Annotated in this window: 26 protein-coding genes, 1 pseudogene and 1 riboswitch; of the genes and pseudogenes, 15 read left to right on the forward strand and 12 right to left on the reverse strand. The window is 61.6% G+C overall.

All coding sequences use genetic code 11. The features are described 5' to 3' along the window. The 4 genes and pseudogenes from RCCGE510_RS36060 to RCCGE510_RS35175 all read left to right on the forward strand — a co-directional run. Positions 1-411: hypothetical protein (locus RCCGE510_RS36060; protein WP_007630437.1), on the forward strand; the 411-nt coding region annotated here is incomplete at its 5' end. Positions 412-745: 334 nt separating this feature from the next. Then, positions 746-1,321, forward strand: a complete 576-nt coding sequence (locus RCCGE510_RS12590) for a transglutaminase-like cysteine peptidase (protein ID WP_007630439.1) — start codon at positions 746-748, stop codon at positions 1,319-1,321. Positions 1,322-1,604: 283 nt separating this feature from the next. Beyond that, positions 1,605-2,006: a hypothetical protein gene (locus RCCGE510_RS12595; protein ID WP_037078522.1), complete on the forward strand. Its 402-nt coding sequence runs from the start codon at positions 1,605-1,607 to the stop codon at positions 2,004-2,006. 38 nt (positions 2,007-2,044) lie between these two features. Then, positions 2,045-2,242 (forward strand): annotated as a pseudogene (locus RCCGE510_RS35175) (hypothetical protein); the annotation flags it as partial. On the opposite strand, the gene RCCGE510_RS12605 reads toward RCCGE510_RS35175, so the two are convergent. Further along, positions 2,226-2,756, reverse strand: coding sequence for a gamma carbonic anhydrase family protein (locus RCCGE510_RS12605; protein WP_007630442.1), 531 nt, complete (start codon positions 2,754-2,756; stop codon positions 2,226-2,228). The pseudogene RCCGE510_RS35175 and the gene RCCGE510_RS12605 sit on opposite strands and share 17 nt — an antisense overlap. 10 nt (positions 2,757-2,766) lie before the next feature. Then, positions 2,767-3,462 carry a fumarylacetoacetate hydrolase family protein gene (locus RCCGE510_RS12610; protein WP_007630443.1) on the reverse strand — a complete coding sequence of 232 codons (696 nt, stop codon included), beginning with the start codon at positions 3,460-3,462 and terminating at the stop codon, positions 2,767-2,769. A gap of 295 nt (positions 3,463-3,757) precedes the next feature. Between RCCGE510_RS12610 and RCCGE510_RS12615 the strand changes: the two genes are divergently transcribed. Beyond that, a complete protein-coding gene (locus tag RCCGE510_RS12615; RefSeq protein ID WP_007630446.1) occupies positions 3,758-4,510 on the forward strand; it encodes a nucleotidyltransferase domain-containing protein in 753 nt (250 codons plus the stop codon). Between the two features lie 730 nt (positions 4,511-5,240). Here the strand turns inward: RCCGE510_RS12615 and RCCGE510_RS12620 are convergent. Next, positions 5,241-6,221 (reverse strand): SDR family oxidoreductase, encoded by a 981-nt coding sequence (locus RCCGE510_RS12620; protein ID WP_007630448.1) that lies wholly within the window; start codon positions 6,219-6,221, stop codon positions 5,241-5,243. A 283-nt stretch (positions 6,222-6,504) separates the two neighbouring features. Here RCCGE510_RS12620 and RCCGE510_RS12625 point away from each other — a divergent pair, with 283 nt between their 5' ends. Next, positions 6,505-7,041, forward strand: a complete 537-nt coding sequence (locus RCCGE510_RS12625) for a GNAT family N-acetyltransferase (RefSeq protein ID WP_007630449.1) — start codon at positions 6,505-6,507, stop codon at positions 7,039-7,041. A gap of 67 nt (positions 7,042-7,108) precedes the next feature. On the opposite strand, the gene RCCGE510_RS12630 is transcribed toward RCCGE510_RS12625, so the two are convergent. Then, positions 7,109-8,080, reverse strand: a complete 972-nt coding sequence (locus RCCGE510_RS12630; protein ID WP_007630450.1) for a quinone oxidoreductase — start codon at positions 8,078-8,080, stop codon at positions 7,109-7,111. Between the two features lie 68 nt (positions 8,081-8,148). Between RCCGE510_RS12630 and RCCGE510_RS12635 the strand changes: the two genes are divergently transcribed. Then, a complete protein-coding gene (locus RCCGE510_RS12635; RefSeq protein ID WP_007630452.1) occupies positions 8,149-9,015 on the forward strand; it encodes a LysR family transcriptional regulator in 867 nt (288 codons plus the stop codon). 98 nt (positions 9,016-9,113) lie between these two features. Here the strand turns inward: RCCGE510_RS12635 and RCCGE510_RS12640 are convergent, their stop codons facing one another. Continuing rightward, positions 9,114-11,096, reverse strand: coding sequence for an adenylate/guanylate cyclase domain-containing protein (locus RCCGE510_RS12640; RefSeq protein ID WP_007630453.1), 1,983 nt, complete (start codon positions 11,094-11,096; stop codon positions 9,114-9,116). Next, positions 11,096-14,854 (reverse strand): FecR domain-containing protein, encoded by a 3,759-nt coding sequence (locus RCCGE510_RS12645; RefSeq protein WP_007630454.1) that lies wholly within the window; start codon positions 14,852-14,854, stop codon positions 11,096-11,098. Before RCCGE510_RS12645 ends, RCCGE510_RS12640 begins: the two co-directional genes overlap by 1 nt. Before the next feature lie 128 nt (positions 14,855-14,982). On the opposite strand from RCCGE510_RS12645, the gene RCCGE510_RS12650 reads away from it, so the two are divergent. Beyond that, on the forward strand, positions 14,983-15,522 hold the full coding sequence (locus RCCGE510_RS12650) for a Pycsar system effector family protein (protein ID WP_007630455.1): 540 nt from the start codon (positions 14,983-14,985) through the stop codon (positions 15,520-15,522). Positions 15,523-15,618: 96 nt separating this feature from the next. Here RCCGE510_RS12650 and RCCGE510_RS12655 read toward each other — a convergent pair whose 3' ends face one another. Beyond that, entirely contained in the window at positions 15,619-16,107 is a 489-nt protein-coding gene (locus tag RCCGE510_RS12655; protein ID WP_007630459.1) for a RidA family protein, read from the reverse strand. After that, positions 16,101-16,826, reverse strand: coding sequence for an SDR family oxidoreductase (locus tag RCCGE510_RS12660; protein ID WP_007630460.1), 726 nt, complete (start codon positions 16,824-16,826; stop codon positions 16,101-16,103). Before RCCGE510_RS12660 ends, RCCGE510_RS12655 begins: the two co-directional genes overlap by 7 nt. A 186-nt stretch (positions 16,827-17,012) precedes the next feature. Here RCCGE510_RS12660 and RCCGE510_RS12665 point away from each other — a divergent pair, with 186 nt between their 5' ends. Both RCCGE510_RS12665 and RCCGE510_RS12670 read left to right on the forward strand, forming a co-directional pair. Then, positions 17,013-17,915: a LysR family transcriptional regulator gene (locus tag RCCGE510_RS12665; RefSeq protein WP_007630461.1), complete on the forward strand. Its 903-nt coding sequence runs from the start codon at positions 17,013-17,015 to the stop codon at positions 17,913-17,915. A gap of 101 nt (positions 17,916-18,016) precedes the next feature. Next, entirely contained in the window at positions 18,017-18,793 is a 777-nt protein-coding gene (locus tag RCCGE510_RS12670; protein ID WP_007630464.1) for a DUF1194 domain-containing protein, read from the forward strand. Positions 18,794-19,135: 342 nt separating this feature from the next. Here RCCGE510_RS12670 and RCCGE510_RS12675 read toward each other — a convergent pair whose 3' ends face one another. Then, entirely contained in the window at positions 19,136-19,825 is a 690-nt protein-coding gene (locus RCCGE510_RS12675; protein WP_007630466.1) for a VOC family protein, read from the reverse strand. A gap of 233 nt (positions 19,826-20,058) precedes the next feature. Then, positions 20,059-20,493 (reverse strand): 6,7-dimethyl-8-ribityllumazine synthase, encoded by a 435-nt coding sequence (locus tag RCCGE510_RS12680; RefSeq protein ID WP_007630468.1) that lies wholly within the window; start codon positions 20,491-20,493, stop codon positions 20,059-20,061. A 76-nt stretch (positions 20,494-20,569) separates the two neighbouring features. After that, positions 20,570-20,712, reverse strand: a riboswitch (FMN riboswitch). A gap of 368 nt (positions 20,713-21,080) precedes the next feature. Here RCCGE510_RS12680 and RCCGE510_RS12685 point away from each other — a divergent pair. Both RCCGE510_RS12685 and RCCGE510_RS12690 read left to right on the forward strand, forming a co-directional pair. Next, a complete protein-coding gene (locus RCCGE510_RS12685; RefSeq protein ID WP_007630469.1) occupies positions 21,081-21,527 on the forward strand; it encodes an SRPBCC family protein in 447 nt (148 codons plus the stop codon). Positions 21,528-21,712: 185 nt separating this feature from the next. Next, positions 21,713-22,033, forward strand: coding sequence for a hypothetical protein (locus RCCGE510_RS12690; protein ID WP_037078528.1), 321 nt, complete (start codon positions 21,713-21,715; stop codon positions 22,031-22,033). An 85-nt stretch (positions 22,034-22,118) separates the two neighbouring features. On the opposite strand, the gene RCCGE510_RS12695 is transcribed toward RCCGE510_RS12690, so the two are convergent. Next, positions 22,119-22,343, reverse strand: coding sequence for a hypothetical protein (locus tag RCCGE510_RS12695; protein WP_007630472.1), 225 nt, complete (start codon positions 22,341-22,343; stop codon positions 22,119-22,121). A 193-nt stretch (positions 22,344-22,536) separates the two neighbouring features. Between RCCGE510_RS12695 and RCCGE510_RS12700 the strand changes: the two genes are divergently transcribed. The 3 genes from RCCGE510_RS12700 (at position 22,537) to RCCGE510_RS12710 (ending at position 25,632) form a co-directional block, all read left to right on the forward strand. Then, on the forward strand, positions 22,537-23,655 hold the full coding sequence (locus tag RCCGE510_RS12700; protein ID WP_007630473.1) for an adenylate/guanylate cyclase domain-containing protein: 1,119 nt from the start codon (positions 22,537-22,539) through the stop codon (positions 23,653-23,655). Positions 23,656-23,728: 73 nt separating this feature from the next. After that, positions 23,729-24,379: a helix-turn-helix domain-containing protein gene (locus tag RCCGE510_RS12705; protein WP_007630474.1), complete on the forward strand. Its 651-nt coding sequence runs from the start codon at positions 23,729-23,731 to the stop codon at positions 24,377-24,379. Then, positions 24,376-25,632, forward strand: a complete 1,257-nt coding sequence (locus tag RCCGE510_RS12710) for an MFS transporter (RefSeq protein ID WP_007630475.1) — start codon at positions 24,376-24,378, stop codon at positions 25,630-25,632. The genes RCCGE510_RS12705 and RCCGE510_RS12710 overlap by 4 nt, the downstream gene beginning before the upstream one ends. Here RCCGE510_RS12710 and RCCGE510_RS12715 read toward each other — a convergent pair. Continuing rightward, a complete protein-coding gene (locus RCCGE510_RS12715) occupies positions 25,621-26,544 on the reverse strand; it encodes a LysR family transcriptional regulator (RefSeq protein WP_007630477.1) in 924 nt (307 codons plus the stop codon). The two genes, RCCGE510_RS12710 and RCCGE510_RS12715, sit on opposite strands and share 12 nt — an antisense overlap. Positions 26,545-26,576 lie beyond the last annotated feature (32 nt).

Consider the following 26,576-nt stretch of genomic DNA (forward strand, 5'->3'; position numbering starts at 1 on the left):
GCCGGAGCTGCCATTGTCGCTCTTGCCCCGACCGTCTTTGTCGTCCTTGCCGTGACCGTGATCCTTGCCCTTGTCGCCGTCGTGGTGATCGCGGTCCTTGCCGCCGTGGTGATCGCGATCCTTGTCGCCGTGATGATCGCGGTCCTTGCCGCCGTGGTGATCGCGGTCCTTGCCGCCGTGGTGATCGCGGTCCTTGCCGCCGTGGTGATCGTGGTCTTTGCCGCCGTGGTGATCATGGTCCTTGCCATCGCCGGTGTCATCTCCGCCGCCGGTATCGTTTCCGCCACCGTCCGCAACCTGGTTGCCGCTGTTTTCGGCAGTCGAGCCGGTGCTCGATGTTTTCTTGCCGCTGCCGGTGCCCTGGCTGGGGTCGCTATCTCTCGGGCTGAACTTGCTGCCGGCCGGAATTGATTTGGTCGGCATGCACAGCCTGTACTCGAGTGTGCCGCGCACTGCGGTGTTGCAGTTAACGACTGCCGGGGCTGCCGTTGCCAAGCTGCTACTTGCCAGAAGGGAAGCAAAGGCAATGCCCAATTTCGATGCTCTGCTGATCATTTCACTCGTCTCCCAAGGTTAACCGAATGTTAATGGAGAGAGTTCTTATACTAACAATCAATTAACGTGAAGAATAAACAGTAGTTAATCTGTGTCAGTCATATAATAAGGTTAAATTCGCAAGTATAAAATTTTAATAAATTTTTATCCCGACTCTGTTATTGTGGCGATACAAATAGGGGGAATCGGCATGGCGCGTCTCTTTTCTCTTGCTGCTATCTCGTTCATTTTTCTGGCTTTTCACGCTGTTGCCGGGTCATCGCTGCCTGTGACGAGAAGCATCGGCGCGCCTGTGGGATTCGGCGCAGCCTGCGCCAAGTACAAGTGGCTGTGCGGCAGGATGGCGGCGCAACCGCTGACCGATGCGGCAGGCATAGCGCTTCTTCAAAAGGTCAATCGTGCTGTAAATGGACGCATCATTCCCGCAGAGGATCGCCCCTCATCCGGATCCAAGGATGTTTGGTCTCTCCCGGTCGCCGGCCGTGGCGACTGTGAGGACTACGCCCTCCAGAAGATGAAAGACCTGATCGAGGCTGGTTTTCCCTCGAACCGGTTGGCGCTTTCCGTGGTCATCGGACCGCATGATCAAAATCATGTCGTTCTCATTGCCCGGACGGACGGCGGGGATTTTGTGCTCGATAATCTGACCAGCGCCGTGAGGCCTTGGCGCATAACGGGCTATACGTTTCTGGCCACGCAGGATTTCCAATCGCGAACGGGCTGGCGCGTGACGCTTGCAGGTCCTCGCGCCGGGGAGTTCTCCTGAACCAGGGCGTCGTCGTTCAATCGCATCGCCAAGGTGCCTGACACCGGCAGCCCGGCTGCGAACTGGTCACCTCGCAGCCCGAAAATCTCCTGCTTGCAATGGCAAAATCGGGTGCAGGTGCGGTAAATTCGACGAGGAATTGTGTGCTCGGTACACGGCTCAACGCGTGAAACATGTAAGAATCGGAAACACTTTGTGACTAAGTGTCTCCAAAATCAGCGTTTTTTGACTTGCCGCGTAAGAAGAGATGAAGGATATTCTGCAAACGTTGAGGGAAGCCTTCATGATCAGAATGATTGAAAACCCTGCCGAACTGGCTGGCGAGGACATCACCGGCAAATATATTCTCCGGAAGCTGAACTATCATTGGTTCGCTTACGGCAAGGCGGCTATTGTGACCGCCTGCAAGGGAACGATCCTGCATCTCGAGCGGGAAGAGACGGTCTATTCCGAGCGTTGGGGCCGTCGCGCCTATACTGGAAACGGCAAGCGCTACCCCGGTGGCATCTGTCCCATTTCGGCAATCGCCTGCGTTTGCGATACGCCCGATGACGTCAATGCCGTCATCCAACTGGATGTCGAAGCGCAGGACGAATTCTATCAACTGATCGCCAAGGCGGAAGCCAGAGTTCAGGCGCTTGCCTCTTCCTCGCGAAGCAGCCAGTTTCTCGAAGCTGCCGAATAAGGCGGTTTTTCAACGACATCAGTCGTCATTGCGGAAGCCTCGGCATGGCGCTGTCGCTTAGCTCTCTTCAGAATCCGATCCCTGCCGACCTGGTCATCGTGGTTTTCTTCGGCCGAACGCTCGGCGAGGAAGCCGAACTATGTAAGGACCTCGACGGCTATTGCGGTGCCTTTCGGGACCTCGAAGGACGGGGCTGGCCACCAGCTCTGAATTACCCGATCAGCCGATCTGCTTGAGATCGCGGGCGAAGCGTTGCCAGTTGGCGACGTAGTTTTCCGCCGACCGGCGGATGGCTTCGATGGCCGCCTCGTCGAGCTGGCGCACGACGCGGGCGGGTGCTCCGACGATCAGGGAATTATCGGGGAATTGCTTGCCTTCGGTCACCAGCGCATTGGCGCCGACAAGGCAGTTGTTGCCGATCTTCGCGCCGTTCAGAATGGTGGCGCCCATACCGATCAGCACGTTGTCTCCCAGCGTGCAGCCGTGGAGGATGGCGTGGTGGCCGATGGTGCAGCCTTTGCCTGTTGTCAGCGGGAAGCCCATGTCGGTGTGGGCCATCACGCCTTCCTGGATGTTGGTGCCTTCACCGATTGTGATCTTCTCGTTGTCGCCGCGCAGCACCGCGCCAAACCAGATGCCGACATTCTCGCCGAGCTCGACCTTGCCGATGATGTTGGCATCCGGTGCGATCCAATAAAGGCCGGCAGCGGGAAGTTCCGGCGTTGATCCGCCGAGCGCATAGACGGGCATGGCTCTCTCCTCAGACAACCTCGACCGATAGGGTGGCGACGCCGTCGATGCCGCAACTGATGCGATCGCCTCTGGCGACTGCGCCGACGCCGGCAGGGGTGCCGGTCATGATGATATCGCCCGGCGCCAGCGTGAAGAGCTTCGACAGTTCGGCAATGATCTCCGGCACCTTCCAGATCATTTGGTTGAGATCGCCGTCCTGCACACGATTGCCGTTCTGTTCCAGCCAGATCTTTGCCTGAGAGGGGTGGCCGAGGCGGCTTGCCGGAACGATCGACGAGACGGGAGCGGAATGTTCGAAGGCCTTTCCGACCTCCCACGGGCGGCCGAGCTTCTTTGCCTCGCCCTGCAGATCTCTGCGGGTGAAATCGACGCCGACGGCATAGCCGTAAATGCAGTCGAGCGCCTCTGCGGCCTTAATGTTCGCGCCGCCGGATTTCAGCGCAAGCACACATTCCACCTCGTAATGCACGTCGTTCGAGAGCGGCGGATAGGGAAAGGCATTTCCCGCCGGCAGCAGGTTATCGGCATTCTTCTGGAAGAAGAAGGGCGGCTCGCGGGTGGGATCATGACCCATCTCGATCGCATGGTCGGCATAGTTGCGCCCGACGCAATAGACGCGGCGCACCGGAAAACGCTCGGCGATACCCTCGACCGGCAGCAAAACTGGTTGCGGAAGCGGGATGACGGTTGCGGGATCGGACATTGGCGGGCTCTTTCTGTTGACGAGTCTGGTGTTCATCTTAGACGGAAAACATTGCTGCGGAGAACCCCTTGCGCCTTCGACGATGCTGGTTTCATCGCATTGACGGTGGCTGTGTCGAGCGATATCGTTGCGGTTCATGAACAGGATTTTTGCAGTTTCAACACGGTCTACGACCACCGCGCCGCGGTGGGTGGTAGACGCGTGAACTGAATCCGTTCATCGCCGCTAAGACCAACCCGCCGGAGACGAGCGGGTTTTTTGTTGCCGCCCATCTCCCGCATTCGAGGATGAAATCGTGGACGATGTCGAGAAACATATTCTTGCGGCGCGGGCGCTGGCCGCCGCCCGCCGCTGCGTCGCCAGCCGCTTTGCCGGGGCGGCTTTCGCCTACGTGGCTGGTTCGCTCATGCGTGGCGATGGGACTGCGTTTTCGGATATTGATCTCGTGGTCGTGTTTCCATCGCTGGAAAGAGCCTGGCGGGAGTCGTTCACTGAGGATGGTTTTCTGGTCGAGGCTTTCGTCCACGACGAACAGACGCTGGCGCATTATCTTCATGCCGATGCGGAGAGCGGCTGTCCCGTCATGGTCACCATGGTGGCGACCGGTAGCATCGTGGGGCCGGATTTCGACAGCGCACACATCGTTCAGGCCAAAGCCGCAAACATGCTCGCAGCGGGGCCGAAACCTCTTGCCGGCGCAAGCTACGAGATGCTGCGCTATCACGTCACCGATCTTGCCGACGATCTGCGCGGGTCGCGCCGGCCCGAAGAGATCGCGGCCATCGCTGCGCAGCTCTATCAGAAACTCGCCGACCTCATCCTCCTCGGGCGTGGCGCGTGGACCGGCCGGGGAAAGTGGGCGCCGCGTCTCATCAGAGAGCTTAACGCTGAACTGGCAATCGAATTCGACGCGGCGTTCAGGCTGGCGGCAGGGGGCGACGCTGCGCGATTTCTGGCTTTGGCCGACTGCGAGCTTGGCTTGCATGGCGGCCGCTATTTCGAGGGGTTCAGGCAGCAGGCGCCGATGGAAGCGCGGCGCGTGGAATAATCAGGCTGCCAAGGCCCCAGCGCTCAAAGAGAGGCGTTGGAGAATGGTGCTTTACCTTCAGCGGGCGGAAGAGATCTCGCATCCGCAGGCGGGGGGCGTCCGTGAACAGCTCGCGCCATTGCAATAAGCTGCCTGTTGGATAAGCTGAATTGTAATATTATTAAAACCAAAGGATGAAAGAAACATGCCGGGTTCGCGATTTTTCAGAGCAAACCATATTCTAACTCCCATACTTTTCGTAGCTTTAGGTCTGTCTGGATGCGTCACCACCAAGGATGGTGTTCAAATCTCCGAGGATCATAGTCGCGCCCTGAGTGGAGAGCGGACGAAAATGGGCCAGTCTTACAATTTGAATGCAGACTGCACCGCTGCGACAATGCCGAGCATAAAACTAGTGCAGCCCCCGGCGCATGGATCGGTAGAATTCGTAAGCGAAAAGATTTTTTCACATTATGCGACAGGCGCCGCCCAGATTAGGTGTAATTCCCGGCGATCTCCTGGCAAGTCCGAATATTATACTTCCAATAGCGGATACTCCGGAAAGGATATGTATAAGGTGAGGGTGTCCTATGGCGAAGGAACAATCAAGGACGTAACCGTCAATATCAATGTAAGAAAGAAATAGAATAAGGCCGTCGTCATAGTATTTTCAGCCGGTCATTCTTCGATAGACGAGGCGGTGGCGTGTCCGCAGCGCACTGTCGCCATCATTCCACGCCTCCCGGTTATCCTAACCAAGTGCGCCTTGGGCGGCGCAGATCCTGTCGATCAGAGCATCGAGTTCACCCCTTGGCGGACGGTTTTTGGCCAGGCGCTGCTTGAGGTGCGTGATCGGCTCCGCCAGGATTTCATCGAGGCTCTCAGCGCAGCTGAAGTCGCCGGCCACGCGCTTGACCTTCGAATTGTCGAATATTGCCGTCCAGGCCTTGTCACCGAGCAGTGGGCCTGCCCACTCCGGATTGTACCTGATCAGGGTGTCGGTCGGTATGTGGACGATCTTCGCCTCGACGCCCAGCAATCTTGCGATGGTCTTTTGAATATCGTCCCAGATGTGCGCGCGATCGGAGGTGATGTGGAAAATCTCATTGAGCGCTGCCTCCTTGGCGAAAAGCCCGACGAAAGGCACGGCGAAGTCGACCGCGCGGGTCAGCGTCCACGGCGTGTGGCCGTCGCCCGCCACGATGGTGGGCTCGCCATCCAGCATGCGTCTCGCCATGACGTCGCTGTCGCCCATCATGATCGGCAGGCCGGTGCGAACGGTGTGGCTGGGGCGGACGATCGTCCAGGCGAGATTGCTGGATTTCTTGAGCAATTCCTCGCAGGCAATCTTGGCCTGGCTGTAGGGCCAGTAGGGATTGATCGCCGGGGTCTCCTCGGTAATCACGTAGTGACGCGGCGGCTTTTCATAGACCGAGGCCGACGAGATGAAAATATACTGACCGCAATTGCCCGCAAAGACCTCGATGTCGCGCCCGACCTGATCGGGCGTGAAGGCGATGAACTGGCACACGACATCATAGTTGGCCTTGGCGAGATCCGCATAACTGCTTGATCCCAGTTCGCCGACGATCGAGGTCACCCCCTCAGGCAACGGGTTGCTTCTCAAGCCGCGATTGTAGACGCTGACATGATGGCCTTGGGCAACGGCCCGCTCGACGCATGGATAGGAAATTTGGCCGGTGCCGCCAATGAAAAGAACTTTCAAAGCCATGAGAGTGACCTCGGGGTCTGCGCGGGATCGATGATGGCTCTTCATAGCGCGAAAGAACTTGATCGTCTCGTAGAAATCTCGCCATCTGCGAATGGCAATGTTCAAAGGAGCCTCGAATGGCGAGGCGGACGTTCAGGCGGATGATGAGGCAAGGAGCAGCGCTGCGGTGTGTCCTTCGAGGCTCCGGCCTTTGGCTGGGCCCCTCAAAATGAGGAGCGTTGGCGGATGCCGCGGCCAGACGAGAAGTGCCGAGGGAATCCCGTCCTTGATGAAGAGGTAGACGATGTTCGATAAGGAGTTCAATGGCGTCGCGCCGCCGGCCACGAGGCGTACGGCGCGGTTGTTGCTCAGGGCTCCTGCGCTAACGGATATTCTTTTCCTGACAGAGCTTTTCTCGCAACCGGAATTGGTCGCACATCGACCCGTGCCGCGGCCGGACTCGCCCGAAGAAAGTGCTGCGCGGCTCGCCCGTGATATCGGGCATTGGAACGATCATGGGTTCGGGCGTTGGGCGGTCGAAGCGGACGGCGCATTGATCGGTTTCGGCGGCGTGACCGTTTCGAAAGAATTCGTCGGTCTCAATCTTTCGTATCATCTGCACCCCGAAAGCTGGGGGCAGGGATACGCGACGGAGCTGGTCCGGGAAACCCTGACCTTTGCCTTCGACGATCTGCGGGCGGAGCGGGTGATCGGGTTGGTCCGCCCCATCAATGTCGCGTCAAAGCGCATTCTGGAGAAATGCGGCTTCCATCTCGAGCGCGAAGTGATGCTGCATGGCGCACCGACCAACATGTACGCCCACGGCAAACTCCGAAATTAAGGCTGCCGTAGACGTTCGGGATGGCCGGTTTGCGCGGACGCAAAACCGTTGCGCATTTTTGCTGGCTCTAAGGTATCAGCAAGATACTGCCGGCCGAGCGTCCCGTTTCCATTTCTTCATGGGCCGTCGCAACATTTGTCAGGCTGTATTCGGCGCCGATCTGAGAGACGATCCCTGTTTCCATCGCCCGGACCGCCGCTTGAGCGGCCTCACGATATCTATCGATATCAGCGCTCCAAGCCATAATGCTCGGGTGAGAGAGCGCCTTGCCTGGCCGAAGTTCCTCGACGGGAACGGGTGGAACCGGGCCGGCGGCCTGGCCTATGCTGACAGCCATGCCGAAAGGTCGGACCGAGCGGATGCTTTTGACAAGCATGTCACCGCCAATTCCGTCAAAGGCGACGTCGACACCGTTTCCGCCCGTCAGCCGCTTGACCTCCGCGACAATATCCGCTCCCCGTCCAATCACGAGATGATCGGCTCCGTAGGATTCGGCGAGTGCCGCCTTTTCAGCGCTGCTGACCGTGCCGATCACCGTGGCATTAAGCGACTTTGCCCAACGAACAAGCATGCTGCCCAGTCCACCGGCGGCCGCATGAACGAGAACACAACTCCCACCCTGCACATCGTAGGTCTTCGTCAACAGCATGTAAGCGGTCATGCCTTTGAGCAGCGAACTTGCCGCCGTTTTAGCCGAGATCGCCTTGGGAAGCTTGATTGCACGGTCGGCGGCGATGTTCCTCGTCGAGCAGTAGGCTCCGACCGGCGGTCCCGCATAGGCAATATGATCGCCCTCTTTGAAGCTCATGACGCCGGGGCCGACAGCCTCGACAACGCCCGCAGCCTCCGCGCCGATCACTGCGGGGTATGAAGGCAGCGGGTAGATGCCCTTGCGGTGATAGACGTCGAGAAAATTGGTCCCGATAGCGTGATGGCGGATTTTGATCTCGCCTTTGCCGGGAGGGTGGACACGTTGATCCTGGAGCTGGAACTGAGCGACGTCGCCCGGCGAGTTCAGCACTATAATCTGATCTGTCATCGTTTTGTCTCCTTGATGCAGACAACTACCCGGTGGCGATAAGCGAGAAAATTCCCTATTGTCTCCCAATGATTGGGAAAGAATTCACACAAATCGATTGGGACGACCTGCGGCATTTTTTGGCGCTCGCACGGTCCGGAACGTTTCTCGGCGCGGCGAAGCAGATCGGCGTTGAACATGCGACAATAAGCCGGCGTGTTGCATCGCTGGAAGCCAGACTGGGACGCAAGCTCATCGACCGTCGCGGACGGCGCGTCGTTCTGACCGCTGATGGGGAGCAGATTGCCAGGCACGCAATGCTCATCGCTGCGCAAACTGCCGCAATCGAGCAGCTTGGTCGCAGCAGCTCGACTGAGCTGCGTGGCCATGTGAGGATCAGCGCTCCTCCCGCGCTGTCGAGCGTCCTTCTGGCGCAGCCGATCGTGGATATCCGGCGAGAGCATCCAGCCGTCCAGATCACGCTTGTCGGAGAGAAACGGCTCGCGTCGTTAAATCGGAGGGAGGCGGACATCGCCGTGCGGTTGTCGCGGCCGGAAGATGGCGACTATTCCATCATCAAGCTTGGCGAGATCACCTTCGACCTCTACGCCTCAAAACCATATCTCGAAACCGTTGCGCCATCCGAATGGACCTTCATCGGCTATGACGAAACCATGAACGCCTCGCCGCAGCAGGTTCGTCTCATTGAGCTGGCCGCTGGCCGGCCAATAGCGGTGAGGTCATCCGTACTGGAGTTTCAGGCCGCGGCCGCAAGGCTTGGTGGCGGCGTCGTCATGCTGCCGGATTTCGCCGTCGCGGAATCCGGCGATCTCCAGCGCATCACGGGGGAACATGCTCTTGCACGAGACGTGTGGTTGGTCGTGCATTCGGAGATCAAGGACGTCCCCTCCGTGCGTGTGGTCGTGGACGCGCTCAAGCGCGCCTTCGGGAAGTGATCTACTGCCAAATGAGCATTACACGCGCGCTATTGAGGGCGCGCTTGCGTTTCACCGGTTCCATGCGCAGAACCTGGTTTCAGCACTGCCCCAGACCATCATTCCCCGCCGTCGCCAACCAGCTCATCCCGGACAATCGCGTAATAAGGCGCTAGTTCGGGCAAGTCAGCGGCCAGCCTCTCGAAGACGGAGTCGGAGGGCGCGAGCGTGCCGGCATATTTTGCGTCGATGAACAGCCGGTGGGCGGCGAGGGACGCCGGATCGGCCTTGTAGAGGACGGTGAAGACCGGCGACGGCACGGTGCGGCCCTTGACGATGATCCGGTCGAGCTCGACCACGGTGTAGGTGTCGGCGACCAGTCTTGCGGTCTCCTCGCCAAGCAGCAGTGCCACCCCATAATTCTTCGAGGCGCCCTCCAGACGGGAGGCGAGGTTGACGCTGTCGCCGAGGCAGGAATAGTCGAAGCGGCGGGTCGAGCCCATGTTGCCGACGATGCATTCGCCGGTGTTGATGCCGACGCCCATCCTGAGAACATGCGGTTTGCCGCCACGCGCGGCGGCCTCCCGCTCCAACTGGTTGTTCAGCCGCGAAATCGCTGCCTGCATCGCAAGCGACGCGCGTACGGCGTGGAGGGCGTGGTCTGGATCGTCGAGCGGTGCGTTCCAAAAGGCCATGATGCAGTCGCCCATGTATTTGTCGATCGTACCGCCGTGGTCCATCACCACGTCGGAGAGCGGCGTCAGCAGCCGGTTGATCAGACCGGTCAGTTGCTCCGGATCGTCCTTCAGCGTCTCGGCGATGGTGGTGAACCCGCGCACATCGGAGAACAGCACGGAGAGTGTGCGCCGCTCGCCGCCGAGCTTCAGCTGCGAGGGATCGTTCGACAGGCGCTTGACGAGATCGGGGGAAATATATTGGGCGAAGGCGCGGATGATCTGCCGCTTGTTGCGGCGCTCCTCGGCATAGTCGAAGGCCGCCTGGCCGAACACGACCGAGATATAGGCGACGGTCGGGCCGAGCGGCGAGACGAAGACATGGGCAAGCCGGATGCCGGCAAAGCTGACGGCCGCGAAGGCGAGGAGGGCCGCCGCACTGGTGACGATCGTCAGCCATCCCGTTGAGCGCCAGACGGTCGTGGCGGCAAGCAGCACCGATATCAGGATGCAGGCGGCAACCGCGGGCAGGCGGGCTTCCGCGATCGACAGGCCAGCGCGGATATTGTCGTAGATCGTCGCCTGGATCTCGACGCCGGAGACGAGTTTGCCGGTGTGAACCGTATAGGGCGTCGCAAAGGCATCGACACCGCCCTTGTCGATCGCGGGTGCATTCTGCAGGCTGAGGCCGACGAGAACCACGCGGCCGTTGAAATAATCCGACGGCAGCAAATTCTCCGGGTCGAGCGCCTGGTAGTAGGAAACCGTGGAATAGCTGCGGGCCGGGCCGAAGGACTGGATGAGCCGGCCAGCCGGGAGAATTTCCGCCGGCGTTCCCGACGTCTTCGCCAGCATTGCGGCAAAGCCGTCCTCATAGCCCGGAATGCGGCGGAAGATGCCGTCGCCACTGAGATCGATCGAGGCGATGCCGGTCGCGGCACCTGCTTGCGTCAGCTGCGGCAGCGGCGTGGCGCGGATCAGTTGCAAGGCCTGTGGCGTCTCGATCAGCGTTTCGTCGCCCGCGAGCACGACGTCGGTGCCGACGGCCTCGGTGATTGCCGCGTCATTACCCGGGTTCGAGGGTTCGGCCATGATGATGTCGAGGCCGATGACACGGGCGCCGGCGGCGCGCAACTGTTTGACCAGCTCGGCATGCAGGCTGCGCGGCCAGGGCCATTGCGCGTTGATATCGGCAAGCGACGGCTCGTCGATCGCAACGATGACCGGCCCATTCGGCGGTGGGCGCGGATCGTCTACAGTCGAGAGATAGTCGAAGCTTCTGAGTTCCAGCAGCGACCAGGCGGGCAGGCGTGAGAGCAACGAGATGGCGATCAATACTGCGAGAGACAGCACCAGAAGCCTGAGACGGCGGCTGCCGATCTGCCCGCCATTCAGCCCGTCCCGGCGCGGCGTATCCTGCTGCCGCATCAGAAGCGGACTTTGAGAGTGCCCTTGAAGGCGCGGCCCCAGCCGGGCACACCGGGCGTGATCTCGAACTCCTCATCGAGCAGGTTATAAGCGGCAGCTTCGAGTGCGATGCGCTTGTCCAGCGGTTCCCAGATCAGGTGGGCGTCGAGGCTCCAGTAATCGTCGAGCGTGGTGCCGAGGTCATCGCCGTCGCGTTCGCCGACATAATTGGCGGCCACCGTCGCCTTGACCTTGGCCTCGTTGACCCAGGTCAGCGCGATCTGGCCGGAATTCTTCGGGATAAACGGCAGGGAGCCGCCGTAGTTCGGTTCCAGCGGGTCGTCGTTCTTCGATTCCATATAGGCATAGGTGGCCGAGAGGCCGAAACCGGCACCGAGCGCGACATTGGCGGTGACGGCGGCGCGGTCGATGCTGCCGCGCGACAGCGGCAGGCTGTCTGCCGCGGGCAGCGCGATCAGCGGCAGGTCGATCGAGAAATCATGCAATTCCTGGTGCTGGTATTCGACCGAGGTGAAGAGCCGGTCGGTCCACTCGGCATCCCATTGCAGCGCCGCCGTATCGGTATAACCCTCGACGCCGATCGAATACTGGTTGGCCTGCAACCCGAGAATGCCCACCGGGGCCAGCGTTGGGACCCCGGTGTCGAGGCTCTGGCGCATGAAGGCGGCGCGCAGCCAATGGTTCTGAGCCGGTGCCCAGGCAAGGCCGAAGCGCGGCTCCAACCGGCTGACATCGACGCTGCCGCCGCTCATCTGGGTGCCGAACAGCGCATATTCAGCCTTCAGATCGGGGGTGATCTCGTGCAGGACGTCGACATAGCCGCGGGCGATGTTGACGCGGTTGCTGAATGTGTCCGGGCTGTCCGTGGTCTCGGGGATGATCGGGATGCGCGGAAAGAGTTCATGAAGGCGAGAGGAGGTGGTCGTGCTGGCATCGATCCAGCCGCCTTCGATGCCGTACCGCCAAGTCAGCGGTCCGCTGCCGATGGAATGACTGATAGCGCCGATATAGGTTTTTGAGGACAGTTCCTCGGTGTTGTCCAGGAATGGAATGATGTCGGGGTCGCGCAGGCCGAGAACCGGCGCATCGTCGACCTGAAGGGAGGTGAACGTCTGCGATTTGCTTTCCGAATAGAGGAAGGCGCCGTTCAATACGTTTTCGTAGCCGAAGGTATGGCTCCAGCCGAGGCCGGCATTGGTCGTTTCGGTGACATTGCGCCGATAATTGTTTTCCGAAGAGACTTCAGTTCGAATCCCGGCACCCAGCAGGTTGAGGAAGTCCGTCAGTGACGAGCCTTGCGTCAGTGCGTTCAGCGTTCCATCGTTCTTGGCATGGTTGACATAGGCCACCACGCGGTCATCCGGCGTCACTGTTGCCGTCAGGTAGCCGTTGCCGCCGACGAGCTTGTTGTCGGTCTGGAAGCCGCCGAAGTCGCGATAGTCCCCGTCGAGCGCCAGTTCTTCCCAGGTCAGGTTGCCGAAGAAGCTGAGCGGGATCGTCTCGTTCGAGAAGCCCTGGATTTCCGCCTCGCCGATGCGCCTTGAATGGCCGTCGACGCTGTTGATGCCGCCGCCGAGCGAGCCTTCGATGAAAGGCGTGCGCAGCAGCGTTGCCGAACGAGAGCGGCCGGAGAGCATGTGCGGATCAAGCAGCAAGCCCTGGATAAACGATGAATAGCTCGACGCGTTGCCACGGTTCTGGATGATATTGTCATCGCTGAAGCTCGTTGCGTTGACGAAAGGAAAGATGCTGCCCTTGATCGACTGGTCGATATAACCGCTGCCTTCGAAGGGACTGAAGACCGCATCGCCATAATAGCGGCCCCAGGCATCCAGGCCCTGCAGGCGAAAAGCGTTGTTCAGCGTCGAGCCGGCATCCTCATTGGCGCCGAGCGCGCTGTAGTCGCCGCCGCGAGCGCGCGAGCGGCGGAGAAATTCCTGCGCGTTGCGGATCGCGCCGTCGGCGTCATAATCGTCGATATCGACGGCGGTGCGGAAGGAGGAGATGACCGGATCGTTCTTGTCGAGCCTGTCGGCATTGTCGACTGCCTGCTCGGAGGGGATGCGGTCGCCCTTTTCGTAATGGGCGGCGGCGAGCATCAGCTGCGATTGCGAATGGGCCGGATTGGCAGTGCTGGCGGCCAGCAGATCGTCCATCGCCTTGTCGCGCTCGCCGGTCTGCAGGTAATAGCGGCCGCGGGCGAGAAGGGCGATGTCGAAGGAGGGATCGGCGGCAAGCGCCGCATCGATCTCGCGCTTGGCCTCCTTCATCCTGGATTGGTCGAGATAGAGGATGGCGAGATTGCCGTGGGGGACAGGATCCTGCGGATCGAGTGCGATCGCCTGCAGGAACGCAGCCTCGGCCGCGCCATTAGCGTCGCGGGCGCTTTGCAGCAGGCCCATCGAGTTCAACGATCCCGAGGCCCCCGGTGCAAGCTCGATGGCGCGGTTCAGGTCAGCTAAGGCCCCGTCGATATCGCTTTCGTAGCTCGCCTTGTAGGCGGCGCGTGCGGCAAGGGCGATCGGATGGTTGGGATCGAGCGAGAGGGCGCGGTTCACTGCCTCCTGCATCTGGGCGCGGTCGTCGATCAGCTGCGCCAGCTGGGCGCGGATCGCGGGAAGGGTTGGGTCATCAGGAAAGCGCTTTTCCGCATCCTTGATCAGGTCGACGGAGGCGCGGGGATTTTTGAGGAAGCCTGCCGTGTAGGCCTGCATGATCGCGCCATAGGGGCCGACCGCTGATGACGGCGGCTTTTCGACATGGGCTGGATCGGCAAGCGAGCGGGCAAAATAGCCGCCATACTGGGCCATGTTCCGACGGGCCGGATCGAGATGCGGCAGTGCCGCCGCAAACAGCCTTGCGGCTTCGTCGTAGCGCTTTTCGGAGCCGGCGATCGTGGCATCGATCAGGTCGACGCGCGCCTTCTGGAGGGTCGTCAGCTTGCGCCTACGAACCTCCTGAAGCGTCTTTGCGGCGACCTGCCGGCCGTCGAAGGCGCTCTGCACTTCGGCAAGCTCCAGCCAGTCCTCGGTGCTACGACGTTCCGGCGGCAAAGCCAGCAGCCGGCGACGCTCATCGGCCATCCGACCTGCCGGCAACGGAGAGGTCGGCATCAGGCCGAAGCCATCGCGCAGGTTCAGGTAGAACAGCATCTGCTCGCGATCATCGGGTGTGACGATGACCAGCTTGCGCGGCGCCTGGCCGATCGTGGCGACCGCCCCTTCGCCTTCGTTCACCTCGACGCTGCCCTGCGGGTTGCTCAGCGCCACGCGGCCTTCCAGCACGATCATCGAGGTCTTGTTGCCCTCGACCGTCATGGTCCAATCGGTGCCGCGGATGGCGGCTGCGGCCGCCGGTGTTTCGACCGTCAGACCCTGGCCGCCACGCTCGGCGCGCGCCCAGATCGTTCCCGATTGCAGCTCCAGCGTCGTGTCGCCACTGGCGGCCATTTTCTTGACCTGCAGCGATGAATTGCGGCCGAGGCGAACCTGGGTGTGATCGGAAAAGACGATGGCAAGCTGGCCATTGGCATTGGTGCGCAGCACGTCGCCGGTCAGCAGATCTTGATTGATATCAACGACACGCCAATTCGACACGTCGATGAAGCGGACCTCTTCGCCGGTCTTGCGGGCGATGACGGAACCGGCGACCGGTGTTGCACGCTGGACCGGATCGGCCACTGCCGGCGATGCGAAACCGGGCACCGCAAACGTTAGCGCCATCCCCACGCGACAGATGCTCTTGGAATAACCCCGCATGATCTCCACCCCATACCCCACTTCCCCTTTGTCCGTGTACAGTGGAAAAGTCAAGCGCGTTGCACACGTGTTCTTGCTTTCGCCGCAAAGTGTAATATCAGGGAAACACTTGGCGGCGGAGTATTCAGATGAGCGAATTCGAAACTGCAACTGATGTAATGCTGAGCAAGCCGTCGAGCTTGGATATCGGTGTCGAGTATTTCGACCATATCAAGAAAATCAATGACATATTCTACGATCAGATCAAAATATCCGATCAAAAGGCGGCCTATATCTTTACGTTTATGCTGGCATTCCTGGTGAGTTCCAGCGAAGTGAGGGCGGTCTTCAGCCTGGTGCGTTATACGATGGGGACATCGGGAAGCGTGTTGTTCTCGGGCCTGCTTGCCGCAGCCTCGGTCTTCTCCATCCTGTCGGCGATCCTCGTCGTGCTGCCGCGCCGTTTGGATAGCTCGACCTCACTGTTCTGGGGCGCCTGGCAGAACCACCGAGACCTGTTCTTCGACGCGGCACTGCGGCGCGACGAGCGCTATCTCTTCGACCAATATCTCGAAAACGCCAACATCCTCTCCGCCATCGCCCGCAGCAAATACCGCTGCGTCACTTTTGCGTTTCGCGGCCTGATGGTGAGCGTCATCGCTTACGTGCTGCTGTTGGTGGCGGTGTGAGGGTGGGTTGTTAACATCCTCATTTGCGCTGAGCGCAACCCAAGCCAACAATGCCGGGGCGGTGAGCAGGGCGCGCCGAAGCGCGCCCGTCAGTTTTCAATCCTCGACCTCGAGAACGAGCTCCAACTCGATCGGTACGCCGAGCGGCAGGCTGGCGACGCCGAGAACGACGCGGCCGGAGAGTTTCTCCTCGCCGAAGACGGAAAGCAGCATTTCGGATGCGCCGTCCGCAACCTTGGGATGGTCGCGGAAATCGCCTTCTGTGGCGACATAGACGCCGAGCTTGACGATCCTGACGACCCTGTCCAGCGAGCCGAGAAAATCCCTGGCCGCCGCCAGCGCGCTCAGTGTTGCAGTCTCGGCGGCGTTCCTGCCGTCCTCGGTCGTCAGCGCGCCGCCGACGCGGCCGATATAGCGGGGCTTACGGTCGACGACGGGCAGCATGCCGCTGAAGAAGACCAGGTTTCCGGTCCTTGTCGCTTCAACATAGGCGCCAAAAGGTGTCGGCGGCGGGGGAAGGGTGAGGCCGAGTTCCAGCAGCCGCCGTTCGGCACCGACTGCCTGCGCTTGCGGGTGGTTTACCATTTGCCGAGATGTGCGCCGCCGTCGACGTGCAGCACCTCCCCGGTGACACGCGGGGCTTCGATCAGGAAGACAACGGCATCGACGATTTCCCCGACGTTCGAAATGCCCGGCATCGGTGACAGCGTGCTGAGGAAGTCCTTGGGATTGTCCTTGTGCAACGGCGTGTCGACGACGCCGGGAGCCACTGTATTGAATCGAATTCCCTCGTTCGCATATTCCATCGCCAGGTTCTTGGAGATCGCGTTGATGCCGCCCTTGGTCATCATCGAGACCGAGGCGGAGAAGCCGGCGATCGGATGATCAGTCAATGGTGTGGTGATGCTGACGACGCTGCCGCCCGATTTCTGGGTGAGCATCTGCCTGACGACCAACTGGGTCAGGTGAATGAAGCCTTCGAGATTGGTCGAGGACAGCTGTCTGAAGTCGGTCATGGTGAAATCGACGAACGGCTTGGCCAAGAAAATCCCGGCATTGTTGACGAGGGCGTCGATCGAGCCGAACCGGTCGATTGCGGTCCTTGTCACCCGCGCCGCGGTTTCAGCGTCGCCGATGTCGCCGTCGACAAGAGCCAGTCTGTCCGACGCCTGCATGGCATCGGAGGCGCTGACCTGACGCGAGGTGGCGACGACATTATAGCCACGCTCGATGAAGGCGTTGACGAGCCCGGCTCCGATACCCTGGGAGGCGCCCGTGACGATGACAGTCTTTCCGGTAGTCATGTTGAACTCCATAGTCTGGTCGGGCAACGCGGGCCTCTCGAAGGCGGGTCGCTCGAGATGGGGCTGCTGCGAATGCGCCTCCATCGGATTGTGATCGTTTTCGCAAGGTGAATATGGCGAAAGCTACATTCTTCGATTAGATGGAAATATCTGGATTCTCTTTTGCACAAATGCAAAAATCGCTGCATGGCAGACCTGAACGACATCGCGGTTTTCGTGAAGGTGGCGCAGTATGGCAGCTTCAGCCGTGCGGCCCATTCCCTCGGCATGCCGGTCTCGACCGTCAGCCGGAAAGTGACATCGCTGGAGGAGCAGCTTGGTGTGACGCTGCTGCAGCGCACGACCCGCAAGCTCAGCCTGACGGCGCAGGGCCGGGCCTATTTCGATCAGTGCAGCGAGCCGCTCGCCCACCTTATCGACGCCGAGCAGGCACTCACGGAAACGCAGAAAAAGCCGGAAGGCCTGCTGAAGATCTCCGTGCCGGTCATCCTTGGGCAGGAGATCTTTTACGAATTCGTATCGTGCTTCCTGAAGACCTATCCCGATATCCAGGTCGATCTCTTCGTCACCAACCTGTTCCTCGATCTGATCGCCGAGAATATCGATCTCGGTATCCGTTTCGGCGAACTCAAGGATTCCTCAATTGTCGCGCAGCGGCTCGGAAAGAGCGTGCGCTATCTGGTCGCCGCGCCGGACTATCTGAAGGGCAGGGCGCTTCCCTCAAAGCCGGAAGACCTTAGAGAGCATCAGTGCGTGCTGTTGAACGGCCGCAACGGCGACGCGGAATGGCATCTCGTCAGCGGCGGCAAGTCGGTTCGCCAGCAGGTGTCGGGGCCGGTCTCGAGCCGGGATTTCGACGCGGTGAGCGCCTTCACCAATCGCGGCCACGGTATAGGCCTGCTGCCTTCGACGTATTGCGACGACGAGATCAGAAGAGGTGCGCTCATCCGCCTGCTGCCGGACTGGTCGTCCGAGGAAATATTCGTGCATGCCGTCTATCCCACCCGCCGCTTCCTGCCCGCCAGATTGCAGGTCTTCCTCGATGCGCTGAAAGCATGGAAAAGCCCTTTGTGGCTGCCGCTGCATTGAGCCGGCCATCACCGAAAATTGAAGCTGCCTGCGGGGCCGGACGTCCTGCGTCGGCCAAGCTGTGCTAAAGTTGCGCGCGTGGATGGCGCGGGGATCTGCCGATGCTGACGACAGTTGCGGTGCTTATGGGTCTTTCCGGCCTCGTCCCGGCAGCGCAGGCGGGGGGAAACGAGGTCGACGTGACCCTGGTCCTTGCCGTCGACACCTCGCGCTCGATGGATTTCGAGGAGATCGGCATCCAGCGCGAGGGATATGTCGAAGCGCTCAAGCACAAGGAATTCATCGATGCGGTTAAGGGCGGTCTGACCGGCCGCATCGCTATCAGCTATTTCGAATGGGCGGGCTATGTCGTCCAGGGCTCGGTGATCGACTGGCAGATGATCGAGACGGAAGCGGATGCGATCGCTTTTGCCGAAAAGCTCGAAGCTCGGCCGATTGCCACGCAGCGGCGCACATCGATCTCCACCGCGATCGCCCAAGGCGCCAGCATGATCGTGTCCAGTCCGTTTCCGTCCAGACGACAGGTGATCGACGTCTCCGGCGACGGCCCGAACAATTCCGGCAATCCGGTCACGCCGGCCCGCGACAAGGCGGTCGAAGCCGGCATGATCATCAACGGCCTTGCCATCATGCTGCGGCCCTCCGATGCGCCCGACGGTCTCGACAAATATTACGCCGATTGCGTCATCGGCGGCCCCGGCGCCTTCGTGCTGCCGGTCCACAAGATCGAGGATTTCGCGGTCGCCGTGCGCCGCAAGCTGGTGCTTGAAATCAGCGGCCTTTCGCCGCCAGCGACGGTGCGGGAGATTGCGGGGGATGCGCCCGTAGCCGACTGTCTGGTTGGCGAGAAACAGTGGCGGGATTTTTTCGAGCGGTGACGGGTTTTTTCCATCAGTTTCGCTCGGGGTGAAGCGAGTGACGATGAAAGAGGTGCCATGTGGCCCCCTCATCTGCCTGCCGGCATCTTCTCCCCGCTGGGGAGAAGCGGAATCGCGGCGGCGCCTCGCGTCCCTTGAAACCTCAGCTTGGAAATGAAGGTCGTGCGGCTTGCCCCTTCTCCCCAGCGGGGAGAAGATGCCGGCAGGCAGATGAGGGGGCAGCACGGCACGTCCTCCATTGTCCTTCGCCTCGCCTTGAGCGGCAAGCGAAAGGCAAGCGGACTGCACCATTATTAAGAGGGAACACAGACGCGACGAGCGTCTGCGTCCCTCTACCGCCATCTATAGCGGCAGCTCTCTGCCAGCCTGTTCGCTGACCATGTAATCGGCGTACCAGTCCGGCCAGCCCTCGTCGTGCTTGCCGCCGTTGCGCTTCTCGTGTTCGCCGTGGGCGGTCGCCGCGCGGCGCAGCGCTGAGGCAAGATCGCTCGAGGTGGCAAAGGCTGTCTCGTCGGCGTCGATGCGTCCCGCCAATCGCGTGGTTACCTCCTGGAACAGCCAGCCATTGCCGTCGGGATCCTTGAACGAGGCGAAGGAGCGATAGCTGCGGTGCTCGGGATCGCGGCCGGCGAGCCTGAGCCGTCCGAAGAGATAGGGCTCGTCCTTGCCCGCGTAGACGCCGGCAGCGTCATGGAACACGTCGCTGACCTCGACGCCGCGGGCGATGAGATCGCGGCGGGCGGCCTCGATGTCGGAGACGATAAGGTAGAGCCCCTGGGCGGAGCCGGGTGGCGCGGCGGTGACGTTCTTGCCGAAGATGATCGCGCAGCCGGAGCCGGGCGGGGTAAACTGGAGCACCCGGAAATCGGCATCATTGGCGAAATCGGCATCGAGCCGCCAGCCAAGGCTGTCGTAAAAACGTTTGGCGCGATCGACGTCGGAAACGGGAATGACGACCACTTCGAGCTTGGTGTCGACAGGCCGTGTTTTCGAATTTTCGATAGGGGTTTCACTGCGCATTGCATTGCTCATCTTCAGCTCCTTGAGGGTTTGGACGCATTAAGAATGGCGATACATGTCGGGGTCGAGTGGACCACAGCGCGGCGGGGGCGTCGAATCAATTATTCTGTCGGCATTGGCCCGGAATGGCGGATTTTGCTTCGGTTCCTAGCGATCCATCCGGTTCACAGCCAGTCATCACAAGATCGACCCGGTGAAGACGGCGGGATTGTTCCCGCCGTCTTGCTTGCGAAGATGTCGTCGAGCTACGCTGCAAGAGCGGCGCGTGTCTTTCCGATCGTCAGCGCGGCCTTTGCCGCCTCGCGTCCTTTCTCGACGAAATGTGCGCGGTAGATCTGCTTATGGTGTTCGGTTTCCTGATATTGATGCGGGGTCAGCGAAACCGACAGCACCGGCACGCCGGTATCCATGCCGGCGCGCATCAGCCCGTCGACGACGGCCTGGGCGACGAATTCGTGGCGGTAAATTCCGCCGTCGACGACGAAAGCGGCGGCAATGACGGCGCCATAGCGCCCGCTTGCGGCCAGGTCGCGCGAAAGCAGCGGCATCTCGAATGCGCCCGGAACATCGAACACATCGACCTGCTCGGGCGGAACAAGCTGGTAGAAGCCGTCAAGGGCGCGGTCGACGATGTCGGCGTGCCAACTGGCTTTGATAAAGGCGTAGCGGGTGGGTGTCATGGTAGTCTCCTTTGGCGAACAGACACATCACCCAAGGCGATCACGAACGTTCCCGACAGCCGCAAGGGCTGGGAACGTGCGTTCTCTTTCATCCGGACTATGACCGTCGGCTCAGGCATCTCACCTGATCTGCTGACCCTTCCGAGGAAGGCGCTCGCGGGCTCGCAATCGGAACTGCATACCGCCGGTAGGGACTTTCACCCCGCCCTGAGAACGGCGTGAACATAGGTGGAAGGCGAGGTGCTGGCAATAGGGCGAAATGCTTTCATCGCGGATGCGGGGTGGGAATGGCGTGAGTTGCCTCGAAGCGCGCCGGCATCTCCAGATCGCTCGCTCTCCTTCACAGGGGCGTATGCCTTTCGCTTGCTGCTCAAGGGGGATGAGCGACAAAAGGAGCGAATGCACCGAGCGCAAGCGAAAGGCACGATTACAAGCCGGCGTCGGCGATGCAAGGAGGATGGCGCCCGACCGCCCTTGTTGCGCGCGCACTTCCGCCTACATGCTCACGCGAGGACACCCACGTCACACGGCATGACCGCTGATCCCGCCCGAGGCGAGGCAGGCCATGACAATTATCGGAGAGCGTGATGCCAGAATCTTTCGTCGTTCACCGCGAGGCGCATATCGCGGCGCCGCCGGCCGCAGTGTTTGCGCTGATGACCGACCCGCAGAAGATTCTGGGCTGGATGGGGACGGAGGCTGAGGTCGAGCCGCAGCCGGGCGGGCTCTATCTTGTCAACGTCACCGGCGCCCGCTTTGCGCGCGGCTCGTTTCGCGAGGTGGTGCCGGTTCATCGCCTTGCCTACAGCTTCGGCTGGGACGGCAGCGAGGTGGTGCCGCCGGGGTCGAGCCTGGTCGAGATCGACTTGATCGAGCAGGGAAGCGGAACGCTGCTGCGGCTCACGCATAGCGGTCTGCCGAGCGCCGATCAATGCGCCGGACATGCAGAAGGCTGGGCGCATTACCTGGGGCGGCTGACCGAGGTCGCCGCCGGGCGTGACCCGGGTCCCGACCCATTTTACGGCAGGACATGAACGGTTTTTTGCGGGCCGGTGGATTGCCCTGAAGCGCCTGCCGTTGCGAGAAAAACGGCTGGCCGGCGCTGCGATTGGCCGTCCGAAAGCGCTTCTTTTTCTCCCGCAAACATGAACGTGAAGTTCATCTCCAGTTCAATTTGGCGGCCCTAGGGTGGGAACGGCTGGATGAAATGGAGTTTTCGATGAAGGCACTTTCTATCGCGGCTGCCTTGCTCGCTGGCAGCCTCTCGATCGGCACAGCTGAGGCGATGCCGATGGGGACAATCAAGGTCCAGAGCAATGTCACAAGCGATGTCACAAAGGTCGACTATGCGTGCGGCCGCGGCTGGCATCTGACCCGCTGGGGCGAATGCCGGCGAAGCTGGCGCCGCCCGCCGCCGGTGGCCTTTTACGGCGGTCCGCCCCGCTGGGGCTGGGAGCGGCGTCACCGGGATTGGGATGGTCCGCGCTGGCGCGATGAGCGGCGCGGCGATCACCACCGCCGTTGGCGGGATGACGACTGAAGCCTTGCCAGAGGCAAATTGACGAAGGCCGGTGCGATATTTTTTCGCCCGGCCTTTTCTTTTGAATGTTGCAACTGTGATCGGGTCAGATTTTGCTGACCAGCCAGTACTTGCCGTCGATCAATTCTTCGAGCTCGATCGGATCCTTGACGCCGAATTCATACCATTCGACCAGTTCCTTCGCCTTGCGGCTGCTCTCCTCTGCTTTGAACTCGACGTGATGCCTTTCGCACCACCGCCGAAGGATCGACGTCAGCAGCGTCATGTCATTCCCATCCAGCGGATCTTTCGGCCAGAAAATCGTGCCCATCGTACCCCTCAATCACACGATGACGAACGGCCGCATAATGGAAGCAAAACTGCGCAAGTTTAAAGCGTTATTTTTTGCATTTCGCCGTGATGGAAGAATCTCGGGAGAATTGTCTGCGTGGAATGGCTCAAGGAACCGATAGGGCTCCAGAAGGCATCCTTGCGGACGTCCCGGGGCGATGTCATGTTGCAGCATGGATCTGCCATCTCCCCTTGCCTGGTTGGTTGATGAGGCCGGTGCCTCGCCTGGTCCCGAACGGTTTCTGGCCGAGCTCGGGCGCCGGCTTTTGGCTGATGGTCTGCCGCTTTCGGGCGGCGCGCTGACGCTTTCCGTGCCGCATCCAATCATCGCTCGGCGCACCTGGCTGTGGCGGGCCGAGACCGGGGCCGTCATTGAGGCGCTGGCCTTTGCTGCGGCTCCGCAGAGCGAGGCCGGGCGCGAGTGGCTGCGTGGGCTCGGGCCGGTGTGGGAGAGCCGGATCGGGCCTGCAGAGAATAATCAGGCATCGGACGGGCCGCTGCTTGGCTGGGCGGGAGTTGCCAACAGGGCAGGGGGTGGCGCATTCGGTTCGGCCGAGGCCAGTCTGCTGCGCGAAGTCGCGCGTTTTGCCGCGGCGCCGCTCGCCGCTTTGGCGGCGCGGGAGGCGCGCGCCGCGCTGCTTGAAGCCTATCTCGGTCGGCGTAGCGCTGCCCGGGTGCAGGCCGGCGCGCTTGCCCGCGGCACCGGCGAGACCATCCGCGCTGCTCTTCTCTGTGCCGATCTGCGCGATTTCACCGCGCTTTCGGAGGTGACGGAGCCGCAGGCGATGATTGCCGCGCTCGACGCTTATTTTGATCGCGTCGCAGGCGCAGTGCACGCCTTCGGCGGCGAAGTGCTGAAATTCATCGGCGACGGCGTGCTGGCGATCTTTCCGGTCACGGCTACGTCAAGCGAGGCCGACATCGCCCAAGGGGATCACGAGGCCTGCGAGGCCGCCCTGCGGGCCGTCGCCGCCAGCCGGGCCGGCATGGCGCATCTCGACCAGGTGCGCCAGGCGCAGGGTCTGGCGCCGCTGCCGTTCGGCGCGGCGCTGCATTTCGGCGAGATCCTGTGGGGCAATATCGGTGCGGCCGACCGGCTGGACTTCACCGCCATCGGCCCCGCGATCAACCTGGTCAGCCGCCTGGAAGGGCTTTGCAAACCGCTCGGCAGAAGCGTGCTGATTTCGGGAGCGATTGCGGCGAATACGACGACGGCCTTGATGCCGCTCGGAGAGCATAGCTTGCGCGGTATTGCTGCCCCTTGCGCGGTCTTCACCCTGGCGGAAGCTTGAGTCACTGACAGGGCGACTGCAGTTATGCAAAGAAAATTTTGCAAAGGTATCTTTGCAATAGTAAGCTGCTGGCATGAAGAATCCCCAGCGCCAGACCGTCGCCCATGCAAAGCAGCCGCGCACCGTCAGCCGGGTCGTACCTGATCCCGTCGCGCTGAAGGCGCTGGCGCATCCCGTCCGGTTGCGCATGCTCGGCATGCTGAGAATCGATGGCCCTGCAACCGCGACGCAACTCGCCGCGCGGCTGGGCTTGAACAGTGGTGCGACGAGCTACCATCTGCGCCAGCTTGCCCAATATGGCTTCATCGAGGCGGCGCCGCATGTCTCACGGCGCGACCGCTGGTGGCGCGCCAGCCATGAGCTTACCTCGGTACCGCCAAGCGAATCCGCGGGGGAGGAGCTCGATCTCGACCTCGCTTTCAACCAGGCGGCACTCTCGCTGCAGGTCGGTCAGATGCAGCAGGCGCTGGAGGAATATGCCGAACTGCCGGCCGAGTGGCGCAAGGCGACGGCTGCCGACGACATTATTATTCCGATGACGGCTGATCAGGCCGAGGCTCTGACGAAGCAGCTGACTGACGTGATCCTGGAGGCGATGCGGGCCGCCCCGCCGCTGGGCGAGGCGGCGTCTCGGGATCCCGGCATGGTTCCCTTCTATGTCATGCTGCACGCCTTCCCCTATCCGGGCCGCCTTCCGCATCGCAAAGGGGAGGATGAGGCGTGAGGAGGGCCAGGCCTTTCCTGGCGCTTGCCGCTGCCGAGACGCTTTCGCTTTCCGGAACGCGGCTGTCGACCATCGCCATTCCCTGGCTGGTGCTGAGCACGACCGGGAGCCCTGTCCTGACCGGGCTGACGGCGATGATGGAGATGCTGCCCTATGTTGTCGCCAAGGCGCTCGGTGGGCCGCTGATCGACCGCGTCAGTCCGAAGCGCATCGCCATTGCCTGCGATACCGCATCGGTGGCCGTGGTGGGGCTGCTGCCGCTGCTCGATCTCTTCGGCATGCTTGGCATGCCGGTGCTGCTGCCAATCGTCTTTGCCATGGGCGTGCTGCGCGGGCCTTCCGACGCCGCCAAGCAGGCAATGGTTCCCGACATTGCCGCGCTTGCGAACGTACCGCTCGAACGGGTGACCGGCGTTGCCAGCGCGATTGAGCGGCTGGCCTCGACGGCGGGCGCGGCCGGCGCCGGCGCGCTGATCGGGCTGATCGGCCCGGGCCAGGCGCTCCTCGTCAATGCCGCCACCTTTGCCGCCGCCGCGCTGATCGTCGCAGTCGGAATCCCCAGAATGCGGCGCTTGCCCGGCGCACCCGAAGCCCGACCGGCCGAAAGGGCTTCCTATCTCGACGATCTCCGCGAAGGTTGGCGCTTTCTGCGCGGCGATGCGGTGCTCGTCAGCATCGTCCTGATGGTGGCGACCACCAACCTGCTGGATCAGGCCTATCACGCGGTGCTGCTGCCGGTCTGGACGCAGGGTTCCGGCCATGGCCCGGAACTGCTGGGGGCGATGCTTGCGGCCTTCAGCGGCGCCTCGATCGCAGGTGCCGCGATCGCCGCGGCGATCGGCGAGCGAATGCCGCGCCTGATGGTCTATACCGTGGCGTTCCTCTTGACCGGATTTCCGCGCTTTTTCATCCTTGCGCTGGATGCGCCGCTCATCCTCATCTTCGTCACCTTGGCAATTGCGGGATTTGCCTCGGGCTTCCTCAATCCGATCCTGTCGGCGGTGATCTTTGAACGGATCCCTAAGCCGCTGACCGGCCGCGTGACCGCGATGAACGCCGCCCTCTGTTTTGCGCTCATCCCCTTCGGCGGTCTGGTTGGCGGCGCGCTGATCAGCACGGTCGGCGTCGCCGCGGCACTATTGCTCACCGGGCTTGCCTATCTCGCCGCCACTCTCTTTCCTCTTGCTCTGAAAAGTTTCCGTGGCTTCGACAAGACTATTGCCGATACCGGTGCTTCCGTATCAAGGCGATGAGCGCGCGTCCGGTCTCTCGCGCCCCAACGCCTCGACCATCAGATCGACAAATCGGTGGATGCGCGGTTCCAGCAGGTGCTTGTCGGGATAGAGCATGATGATCTTGGCGTCATCGGTTTCGAGGTCGGGGAGGACATGGCGGAGACGACCGGCGGCGAGATCGTCGGCGACGAGGAAATCGGGCAGGAGAGCGATGCCCAGTCCCGCCAGGGCGGCGTCGCGAATCGCCTCTCCGCTGTCGAGCCTCAGGCGGCTGCGCCCCTGCGCCTTGATCCAGGAGCTGCCTTTGCCACGAAAACGCCAGCCGTGTCTTCGAGTGCGGCTGGCGAAAATCAGGCAGTCATGGGCTGCGAGATCGGCGATATCGCGGGGCTCGCCGCGCTCGGCGAGATAGGACGGCGTGGCGCAGAGCCGCGTCCTGTATGCGGCGATCGCGCGCGAGACCAGTCGGGTGTCCGATGCGGTCGCGCCGATCCGGATCGCCAGATCGAAACCTTCCTCGACGATGTCGGCCACACGATCGGTGAAGCTCATCTCCACCTGGATGTCGGGCCAAGCCCGAAGATATTCTTCCAGCAGGGGCAGTATGACGAGCCGTCCGAAGGCATCGGGCGCGGTGAGCCTGAGAATGCCGCGCGGCATGCCGCTCTGGCCTGCCACGCTCGCTTCCGCCTCGTCGACTGATGCGAGGATCTGCAAGCCGCGGTCGTAGAATACCCGCCCTTCATCGGTCAGGCTCAGTGTTCTCGTTGTGCGGTTGAGCAGACGTGCGCCGAGCCGGTCTTCCAGGCGGATGACGGCCTTTCCCGCCGCCGAACGGGACAGGCCCAAAGCCTCGCCGCCGGCGATAAAGCTTCCGGCATCGACGACGGCCATGAAGATCAGGATATCGTTCAGGTTCGTACGCGGCATCAGGCAACTCGAGCGGTTCGCTATAGCCATAA

This window comes from Rhizobium sp. CCGE 510 (assembly GCF_000292525.1).
GTDB lineage: Bacteria > Pseudomonadota > Alphaproteobacteria > Rhizobiales > Rhizobiaceae > Rhizobium.

Bases quoted from the DNA above. Each gene is read 5' to 3' on its own strand.
- RCCGE510_RS12590 (WP_007630439.1), top strand. From the start codon at position 746: ATGGCGCGTCTCTTTTCTCTTGCTGCTATCTCGTTCATTTTTCTGGCT.
- RCCGE510_RS12595 (WP_037078522.1), top strand. From the start codon at position 1,605: ATGATCAGAATGATTGAAAACCCTGCCGAACTGGCTGGCGAGGACATC.
- RCCGE510_RS12605 (WP_007630442.1), bottom strand. From the start codon at position 2,756: ATGCCCGTCTATGCGCTCGGCGGATCAACGCCGGAACTTCCCGCTGCC.
- RCCGE510_RS12610 (WP_007630443.1), bottom strand. From the start codon at position 3,462: ATGTCCGATCCCGCAACCGTCATCCCGCTTCCGCAACCAGTTTTGCTG.
- RCCGE510_RS12620 (WP_007630448.1), bottom strand. From the start codon at position 6,221: ATGGCTTTGAAAGTTCTTTTCATTGGCGGCACCGGCCAAATTTCCTAT.
- RCCGE510_RS12625 (WP_007630449.1), top strand. From the start codon at position 6,505: ATGTTCGATAAGGAGTTCAATGGCGTCGCGCCGCCGGCCACGAGGCGT.
- RCCGE510_RS12630 (WP_007630450.1), bottom strand. From the start codon at position 8,080: ATGACAGATCAGATTATAGTGCTGAACTCGCCGGGCGACGTCGCTCAG.
- RCCGE510_RS12635 (WP_007630452.1), top strand. From the start codon at position 8,149: ATGATTGGGAAAGAATTCACACAAATCGATTGGGACGACCTGCGGCAT.
- RCCGE510_RS12640 (WP_007630453.1), bottom strand. From the start codon at position 11,096: ATGCGGCAGCAGGATACGCCGCGCCGGGACGGGCTGAATGGCGGGCAG.
- RCCGE510_RS12645 (WP_007630454.1), bottom strand. From the start codon at position 14,854: ATGCGGGGTTATTCCAAGAGCATCTGTCGCGTGGGGATGGCGCTAACG.
- RCCGE510_RS12650 (WP_007630455.1), top strand. From the start codon at position 14,983: ATGAGCGAATTCGAAACTGCAACTGATGTAATGCTGAGCAAGCCGTCG.
- RCCGE510_RS12655 (WP_007630459.1), bottom strand. From the start codon at position 16,107: ATGGTAAACCACCCGCAAGCGCAGGCAGTCGGTGCCGAACGGCGGCTG.
- RCCGE510_RS12660 (WP_007630460.1), bottom strand. From the start codon at position 16,826: ATGACTACCGGAAAGACTGTCATCGTCACGGGCGCCTCCCAGGGTATC.
- RCCGE510_RS12665 (WP_007630461.1), top strand. From the start codon at position 17,013: ATGGCAGACCTGAACGACATCGCGGTTTTCGTGAAGGTGGCGCAGTAT.
- RCCGE510_RS12670 (WP_007630464.1), top strand. From the start codon at position 18,017: ATGCTGACGACAGTTGCGGTGCTTATGGGTCTTTCCGGCCTCGTCCCG.
- RCCGE510_RS12675 (WP_007630466.1), bottom strand. From the start codon at position 19,825: ATGAGCAATGCAATGCGCAGTGAAACCCCTATCGAAAATTCGAAAACA.
- RCCGE510_RS12680 (WP_007630468.1), bottom strand. From the start codon at position 20,493: ATGACACCCACCCGCTACGCCTTTATCAAAGCCAGTTGGCACGCCGAC.
- RCCGE510_RS12685 (WP_007630469.1), top strand. From the start codon at position 21,081: ATGCCAGAATCTTTCGTCGTTCACCGCGAGGCGCATATCGCGGCGCCG.
- RCCGE510_RS12690 (WP_037078528.1), top strand. From the start codon at position 21,713: ATGAAGGCACTTTCTATCGCGGCTGCCTTGCTCGCTGGCAGCCTCTCG.
- RCCGE510_RS12695 (WP_007630472.1), bottom strand. From the start codon at position 22,343: ATGGGCACGATTTTCTGGCCGAAAGATCCGCTGGATGGGAATGACATG.
- RCCGE510_RS12700 (WP_007630473.1), top strand. From the start codon at position 22,537: ATGGATCTGCCATCTCCCCTTGCCTGGTTGGTTGATGAGGCCGGTGCC.
- RCCGE510_RS12705 (WP_007630474.1), top strand. From the start codon at position 23,729: ATGAAGAATCCCCAGCGCCAGACCGTCGCCCATGCAAAGCAGCCGCGC.
- RCCGE510_RS12715 (WP_007630477.1), bottom strand. From the start codon at position 26,544: ATGCCGCGTACGAACCTGAACGATATCCTGATCTTCATGGCCGTCGTC.